We start from the raw sequence: 7,135 nt of genomic DNA, 5'->3' as shown, positions 1-7,135 counted from the left end.
GCGACCTCGTCGGTGCTCAGACCATCGGCCAGCAGCCCCATCACCTCCCACTCGCGAGACGTGAGCAGGGCCGCCTTCGACCGCCGGGCCGGGCGCCGACGGCCCGGCTCCCGGAACTCGTCCAGGATCCGCGCGACCAGCGACCGCGGGATCGCCGCCTCACCCGAGAGCACCCCGCGCAGCGCCTCCGGCAACCGCCCGGGATCGGTGTCCTTGAGCAGATACCCGGACGCCCCGGCGCGCAGCGAGTCGAACAGGTCGTTGTCGTCGCGGGACACGGTCAGCATCACGATCGCGACGTCCGGCAGCAGCCGGGAGATCTCCGCCGCGGCGCGGATCCCGCCGCCGGGCATGTGGATGTCGAGCAGTACGACGTCCGGCTGGTGCTCCTCGGTCAGCCGGACCGCCTGCGGACCGGTCGCGGCCTCGGCGCAGACCTCGAAATCGCCCGCCTCCAGGGCCTGCCGGATGTGCGCCCGGAGCTGCGGGTGGTCGTCCGCGATCACCACCCGGCGTGCTTCCCCAGTCACCACCTGACCACCACCGTTGTTCCCTCGCCCGGCCGCGTCGTCAGTACGAAGGTACCGGGCAGCGCCTCCGCGCGCTCGCGCATGCTGATCAGCCCGAAGCCGGTCTGCCGCTGCTCCGGGTCGAACCCAGGCCCGTCGTCGGCGATCCGCAGCCGGCTCCCGTCCTCGTCCTGGCTCAGCTGGACGCTGATCCGGTCCGCCTTGGCGTGCCGTACGGCGTTCAGCACCGCCTCCCGCGCGATCCGCACCAGCGCGTGCCGTTGCGGCCGGTCCACGACGATCGACTCGTCCACCTCCAGGTCGAGCGTCACGTCGTACCGCAGTGCCAGCTGCTCGACCGCCTGTCGCAGCACGACCCCGAGCGGCTCGTCGTCCGGACGGCCGAGCGCTTCGAGCATCTGCCGCGCCTCGTCCAGCGCCCGGTCGCTGGCGGCCAGGATCCGGTCGCTCCGCGGGCCGTCGAAGCTCCCAATCTCGGACCGGATGTAGCCGAGCTCCTGCAGTACGCCGTCGTGCATCTCGCGGGCGAGCCGTCGACGGTCCTCGACGACAGCGATCTCCGCCTGCAGTGCCCAGTGCCGGCTGATCTCGCGGCCGGCTGCGACGAGCAGGAGGAGGTAGGAAACGGTTCTCAGTACGTCACCGGAGTACAGCCAGTCAGGGCGGTTCGGTGGGAACAGCAGGTAGTTCAAGCGTGCGAACGCGCCTACTGCGCAAGCAGGTCCCAACCAACGCAAGAGCACGTCGTCACGCCTACGGGCCTGCAGTGAGAACGCCACGGCGGCTACAGCGAAGAACGCGAGCGTTAAGAGCTGTGGGACCAGGAACTGGTTAGCGGTGACAGCAGCGGGCAGCGAGTCCTTACGCCAGTACAGGAGCGCGCTGAACACCAGCATGCCCGCGACGGCTGGTGCCAGCGCCCAGTGCCGCCAGCCACGACGACGGGCTTGTCTAGCCGGCACGAGCGCCGATGCAGCGATCAGCAACGTCCCTACGATGCGCAGGCTGGGCGGGAGCCAGCTACCGAACGCACCGACCTGGCCCTTGACGAGTGTGACGCTCAGCAGCGCGTTCGCCGTACCGAGAATGACCAGTCCTTGAAGCAGCAGCAGGTCCTGCCACGTGGTGGTACGCCGGAAGCGCCCGTACACCAGGAACGCCAGCAGGAGGGCTACGCACGCGTTGACGGTCTCCAGTACCAGGTGCGCCGCGGGGCTCTGGTACCCGAGCCTCCCCTCGCCGAGTGCGACGGCAGCCAGGCACACGACAACAACCGCGAGCGCGACGCTCCCCCGGGCCGCCAGCACTCCTCCCACCACCCGCTGCCTCCTCACAATCACCGACCGTACCCCTCCTTTTCTGCTGATGGGTTAATCCGAGGATGAGAGGCTCTGCGGTCCGGTAAGCTCACGGCGCTCGAGAGGGGGCGGGGTGGGGTTCCGGGAGGATCTGGCCGTACTGCGGCATCGCGACGTGCGGGTGTTCGTGTCCGCGCGGTTCATCTCGATCCTCGGGTCGTCGATCGCCCCGGTGGCGCTCGTGTTCGCCGTACTCGACATCTCGCACTCCGCGAGCGCGGTCGGGACCGTACTCGCGGCGCGCAGCATCCCGAACATCGTGTTCCTGCTGCTCGGCGGCGTGATCGCGGACCGGTTGCCGCGGCACCTGGTCCTGGTCACCGCGAACACGATCAGCGGCCTCACGCAGGGCCTGGCCGCGGCCCTGGTACTCAGCGGGCACGCGACGATCTGGCAGCTCGCGTCGATCGAGGCGGTGAACGGGATCGCGTCCGCGTTCGTGATGCCGGCGATGACCGGGATCCTGCCGTCGATCGTGGACCGCGCCGAACTCCCGCAGGCGAACGCGATCGCCGGGTTCGCCCGCTCGGCCGCGATGATCGGCGGCGGCGCGGTGGCCGGCGTGATCGTCGGACTGACCGGGCCCGGGATCGGGCTCGCGGTCGACGGCGTGACGTTCCTGGTCGGCGCACTCCTGCTGTCCCGGTTGACGATCCCGCGGATCGAACGGGCCGCCAGTTCGGTGCTGACCGATCTGCGCGAGGGCTGGCACGAGTTCGTGTCGAGGCAGTGGGTGTGGGTGATCGTGCTCGCGTTCGCCTTGCTGAACCTGATCTACACGGCCTGCTACCAGGTCCTCGGCCCGGTGATCGCCGACCGCACCTTCGGCCGGGCCGGCTGGGGTGTGGTGAGCGCCTGCTTCGGCGCCGGACTCGTTGCCAGCGGCATCATCATGCTCCGGCTCAAGCCGCGGCGGCCGCTCCGGGTCGGGATGCTCGGCATGCTGCTGACCGTCCCGGTGATGCTCTGCCTGGCACTGCTGCCGCAGCTCTGGGCGATGGCGATCGCGGCGTTCATCCTCGGCGTCGGCTTCGACATCTTCGGGATCAACTGGGAGACCGCCCTCGGCCAGCACGTACCGATCGACAAGCTCTCCCGCGTCTCGTCGTACGACATGCTCGGCTCGTTCATCGCCGGCCCGGTGGGCCAGCTGACCGTCGGGTACGTCGCCGTCGCCATCAGCGCGAAAGTTGTCGAACTGTACGGCGCCGCACTGTTCGTGCTGATCACCGTCGTCACGCTGGTCGTCCCGTCGGTCTGGAACCTGCGTAGGCTGGACACGTGAGCTCAATCGTTCCGGGACCGAAGAAGAAGCTCGAGGAAGAAATCACCGCGGCCCGCTCCGGCGCCAAACCGCTGGACGCGAGCGCCCTCAGCCCGTCCGCCCCTCGCCAGGAACAGCTGACCGGCCTCGACGCGTTCCCCGAATCCGTGCGTGCGGCGATCGAAGCCGAACACACCCGCGTCACCGCCCTCGACACCAACCGCCGCAAGACCGCGGACCGCGCCGTACCCGCCGTCGTCGCGTCCCTCGACACGCTCCTCATCGAGATCACCGACAGCCTCGGCAAACCGCGCCTGTTCGGCAAACCCGCGGCAGTCGCCCCTTCCGCTGAAGCAGCCGGACTCCTGGGTATCCCGTCCGACGAGCTCGACACCGCTCCCGGTCGCGGCGAACACCGCACCGCCGTACGAACCCTCAAACAACTCCGGGGCCAGCTGAAGGACCTCGAGTCCGCGCCCGACCACGACCGCCTGACCCGCCTCTCGACCTTCACGATTCGCGTGGCCGTAGCCCTCGAAGCGGCGCCCGACGCGGCCTCGCTCGTCCCGCAGGCCCTCGCCCGCTTCACTCAAGCCATCCCCGACCCGCAGTGGGCCCAGGCCTTCCCCGAAAAACTCGCCACCTGGAAAGAATCCCTGAATTCCTGAGCTCAGCTCGCGGCCAGCACCGCGGCAAGGCCCTCCTGCAGATCGCGGACGAAGTACTCCGGAACCTCCAGTGACGGGAAATGGCCGCCGCGCTCCGGCGAGCCCCACCGCACGATCTGCCGGAACCGCTCCTGCGCCCAGGGCCGCGGATACTTCTCGACGTCCCCCGGGTACACACTGATCGCCGCCGGCACGTCGACCCTCAGTTCGGGATCCAGCGAGTTGTGGCTCTCGTAGTAGATCCGCGCCGCCGACGCACCACTCCGTGTGAGCCAGTACAGCGTCACGTCATCGAGAATGCGATCCCTGGAGATGGTCTCGAACGGGCTGTCCTCGGTGTCCGACCAGTCAGCGAACTTGTCCAGCAGCCAGGCCAGCAACCCCACGGGTGAGTCCACGAGCGAATAGCCGATGGTCTGCGGCCGCGTCGCCTGCTGCTTCGCGTACGCCGCGCGGTGGTGCCAGAAGTCGTACGTCTCCTCGGTCCACCTGCGCTCGTCCGCCGTCAGCCCGTCGGTCGTCAGCCCGGGCGGCCCCTCCGCGAACGTGGTGTGGATCCCTCGTACGTGCTCCGGAAACCTCCCGCCGAGAACCGTGGTGATGTTTCCTCCCCAGTCACCACCATGGGCAGCGAACTCGCCGTACCCGAGCCTGCCCATCAGCTCCACCCAGGCGGCCGCGATCCTCTCGGTCCCCCAGCCCGTGCTTGCCGGCTTGTCGCTGTACCCGAACCCCGGCAGCGACGGCGCCACCACGTGAAACGCCGGAACGTCCGGGTCCGTCGGATCCGCCAGCTCGTCCACCACATCGACGAACTCGGCGACGCTGCCCGGCCAGCCGTGCGTCATCACCAACGGAGTGGCGTCCGTACGCGCGGACCGTCGGTGCAGGAAGTGGATCCCCAAACCGTCAATGGTCGTCCGGAACTGACCGATACCGTCGAGGCGCTCCTCGAACGCCCGCCAGTCGTACTCCGTCCGCCAGTACTCCACGACGTCGATCAGATCGGCGAGCGGTACGCCCTGATCCCACCGCCTCGGATCCGGCGCGGGCCGATAGACCGTCTCGACCTCCGGCAACCGCGCCGCGGCCAACCGGGCACGCAGGTCATCGAGGTCCGCGTCGGATGCGTGCGCTGCGAATGCTTGTACGTCGCGGGACATTGAGACCTCCTGTGCGTATTTAGGAACCGGCTAAGACGGTTCTAACATGCCTGCTTCCGTGGGGGCAACCGGCTAAGGTGGTTCCATGCGCGCCGAATACCCCGACTTCCGCCTCGGCACCGTGCTGGCGACCAGCTTCACGGCCACCCTGACGGAACGCCGCGGCGACGCCGTAGAACGCATCCCCACGCCGCAGAGGCTCATCGACTGGCTCGCGGTGAGCGGCCTCGCCGTGACCTCCTGCACCCCGGCCCAACTGGACCGAGCGCGAGACCTCAGAGAAGCCATCCACGCCGCCGCAACAGCGACCGCCCTCCAAGAATCTCCCCCGGCACCCGCTATCCAGGTCATCAACCACCACAGCACGCAAGGACATGCCGCGCCCATCCTGACCACCGACGGCCACCGCCGATGGCAACTCACCAAGGGTTCCGTCGAAGACGCCCTCAGTGTCATCGCCGCCGACGCGATCACGATCCTCGCGGGCGAACGCGACGGCAAACTCGCCCTCTGCGCCTCCCCCACCTGCCAGGCCGCCTTCTTCGACACCAGCCAAAGCCGCACCCGCAAATGGTGCGACATGAACACCTGCGGCAACCGCCAGAAGAAAGCCCGCTTCAACGCCACCCACCGCAAGCCAATCCCCTGAAAAACAAGGGGATCCGCTTTGAAAACTGTCAGAGGCAGTGACTGATCTGCTGCCATGCATACTCCGACTGGTTGCGCTAGGCAACCATAAGCTGCGGCCTACCCTCGACCCAGTCAACGCCGAGACCGCCCACCCCAAAGCCCTCCGTCACCACCGCGACCGCTCCGGGGCAGCTCGCTGGCCGAAGACGGATCCGACTGCTGTCAACCCCCGAACCAGGCGGCGGTGGATAACTGGGCCGTCCACCCAGCGAACCCCCCGTCAGCCCTGTGGATAACTCAATCCCCTTGAAAACAAGGAGATCCGCTTTGAAAACTGTCGGAGGCGGCAGCTAGAGTTATCGGCATGGATGTACTCGACGGACGCTCAGTGGTTGCGCTAGGCAACCACGAGCTGATGCCCGCCCTCGACGCGCTGGACGCCGAGATCATCCGCCTCCAAGTCCTCCGCCTCCAACTCATCACCCGCATCGAAGAAACCGGCCACGCCCAAGACCTCGGCGCCCGCGACACCGTCGAGCTGCTCGCGCTGCGGCACCGCCGGGACCGGTCGGAGGCCTGGCGCGACGTCCGCCTCGCCCGCGCGTTACCGAAGTACACGACTGTCGCCGCCGCCCTCACCAACGGCATCCACACCGACACCGGCCCTGCTGTACTCCCGATGCAGCCCGCGCACGCCGCCGCGATCATCACCGAACTCGAACGCATCCGCACCCGAGTCCCGGTAGAAGACCTCGACGTCGCCGAGGAGCAACTGGTCGGCCTCGCCGCCCACCTGTCTCCCAAGGAACTCCGCTCCGCCGCCAAACAACTGTGCAACCTGCTCGACTCCGACGGCCCCGAACCCGAAGAACAGAAGGCGTACGAGCGTGAGTCGCTGACGTTGAGCGCGGCCGAGAACGGGGTGAAGTTCAGGGGCTACCTGGCCAACGAGAACGCCGAACTGCTCCGCGCGGTCATCCACGCCGGCGCCTGCCCCCACAAAACCCTCGACGGCGAACACGATCCCCGCCCCCGCGACAAACGCCAGGCCGACGCCCTCACCACCGCGCTGACGGTCGCCGCGAACGCGTGGGACACCGACACCCCCGGCCACGGCGCGAAGGCGAACATCACGGTGACGATCGACCTGGACGACCTCCGGTCCGCGACCGCGAACGCGACCGGTCAGACGGTTTACGGCGACGACCTGTCGGCGGCGACCATCCGCCGTCTGGCCTGCGACGCGAACGTGATCCCGCTGGTGCTGGGTTCGAACTCCGAGCCGCTGGACGTCGGGCGCCGCGAACGCCTGGTCACCAAACACATCCGCCACGCCCTGAACGCCCGCGACAAGGGTTGTGTGGTCTGTTCCGCCCCACCGGTCATGTGCGACGTGGGCCTACCCGGATTTCACGGACACCCGTCACAGTGGTTTGAGGGCCACGGAAAGGTGTCTCGATGGTGCCGTTTTCGCAGGAGTTCAAGGATCAGATCGTCGAACTGCACCGCAAGGGCGGTCGTA

7 protein-coding genes are annotated in these 7,135 nt (G+C 68.3%); 4 read left to right on the top strand and 3 right to left on the bottom strand.

What is annotated here, in order from left to right; genetic code table 11:
* A partial coding sequence (locus VFF46_RS39150; protein WP_325042340.1) for a response regulator transcription factor occupies positions 1–530 on the bottom strand: 530 nt, incomplete at its 3' end.
* Complete coding sequence (locus VFF46_RS39145; protein ID WP_325042339.1) at positions 527–1,849, bottom strand: sensor histidine kinase; 1,323 nt, start codon at positions 1,847–1,849, stop codon at positions 527–529. The genes VFF46_RS39150 and VFF46_RS39145, both read right to left, overlap by 4 nt.
* A 112-nt stretch (positions 1,850–1,961) precedes the next feature.
* Here VFF46_RS39145 and VFF46_RS39140 point away from each other — a divergent pair, with 112 nt between their 5' ends.
* Together VFF46_RS39140 and VFF46_RS39135 are read left to right on the top strand one after the other, a co-directional pair.
* Positions 1,962–3,173 carry an MFS transporter gene (locus tag VFF46_RS39140; RefSeq protein ID WP_325042338.1) on the top strand — a complete coding sequence of 404 codons (1,212 nt, stop codon included), beginning with the start codon at positions 1,962–1,964 and terminating at the stop codon, positions 3,171–3,173.
* Positions 3,170–3,820, top strand: a complete 651-nt coding sequence (locus VFF46_RS39135) for a hypothetical protein (protein ID WP_325042337.1) — start codon at positions 3,170–3,172, stop codon at positions 3,818–3,820. The genes VFF46_RS39140 and VFF46_RS39135 overlap by 4 nt, the downstream gene beginning before the upstream one ends.
* Before the next feature lie 2 nt (positions 3,821–3,822).
* Here the strand turns inward: VFF46_RS39135 and VFF46_RS39130 are convergent, their stop codons facing one another.
* A complete protein-coding gene (locus VFF46_RS39130) occupies positions 3,823–4,983 on the bottom strand; it encodes an epoxide hydrolase family protein (RefSeq protein WP_325042336.1) in 1,161 nt (386 codons plus the stop codon).
* Positions 4,984–5,068: 85 nt separating this feature from the next.
* Between VFF46_RS39130 and VFF46_RS39125 the strand changes: the two genes are divergently transcribed.
* Both VFF46_RS39125 and VFF46_RS39120 read left to right on the top strand, forming a co-directional pair.
* Positions 5,069–5,632 carry a CGNR zinc finger domain-containing protein gene (locus VFF46_RS39125; protein WP_325042335.1) on the top strand — a complete coding sequence of 188 codons (564 nt, stop codon included), beginning with the start codon at positions 5,069–5,071 and terminating at the stop codon, positions 5,630–5,632.
* A 345-nt stretch (positions 5,633–5,977) separates the two neighbouring features.
* Positions 5,978–7,135, top strand: a 1,158-nt coding sequence (locus tag VFF46_RS39120; RefSeq protein ID WP_325042334.1) for a DUF222 domain-containing protein, incomplete at its 3' end; no start/stop codon positions are given.

The organism is Kribbella sp. (genome assembly GCF_035655035.1).
Taxonomy (GTDB): Bacteria; Actinomycetota; Actinomycetes; order Propionibacteriales; family Kribbellaceae; genus Kribbella.
Note: the sequence above shows the minus strand (reverse complement) of the source record. Positions and strands in the feature narration are given on the sequence as shown.

Bases quoted from the DNA above. Each gene is read 5' to 3' on its own strand.
- VFF46_RS39130 (WP_325042336.1), bottom strand. From the start codon at position 4,983: ATGTCCCGCGACGTACAAGCATTCGCAGCGCACGCATCCGACGCGGAC.
- VFF46_RS39125 (WP_325042335.1), top strand. From the start codon at position 5,069: ATGCGCGCCGAATACCCCGACTTCCGCCTCGGCACCGTGCTGGCGACC.